Raw genomic sequence first — 270 nt, forward strand, 5'->3', positions numbered from 1 at the left:
CGCACCGCGGCGATCGGCTTGCGCTTGTTCAGCGTGGTCTTGCGCTTTTTCGCCTGGCTGATGAGATTTTCGAGTTCTTTCACGGACAACGCAGAGATATCGATCGTCATGGGGCCTCCGGGAGTATGGTCGGAATAACGGCCAGTCCCTGGCACGCGGCAGCATAGTAAGGGCAGCGTCGCACGGCGTAAATGCCACGACGGTATATCCCCCGCATATTTAACAGGCCGCGGCGGTAATCGGCGGGGGCGGCGCGGGGCAGGCGGCGGG

1 protein-coding gene is annotated in these 270 nt (G+C 62.6%); it reads right to left on the reverse strand.

Going from position 1 to position 270, the window contains the following annotated elements; genetic code table 11:
- Nucleotides 1-110: DNA-binding protein (locus tag HKX41_11590; protein NNC24775.1), on the reverse strand; the 110-nt coding region annotated here is incomplete at its 3' end.
- Nucleotides 111-270: the final 160 nt, after the last annotated feature.

Origin of the sequence: Salifodinibacter halophilus (assembly GCA_012999515.1) — a bacterium.
Taxonomy (GTDB): domain Bacteria; phylum Pseudomonadota; class Gammaproteobacteria; order Nevskiales; family Salinisphaeraceae; genus Salifodinibacter; species Salifodinibacter halophilus.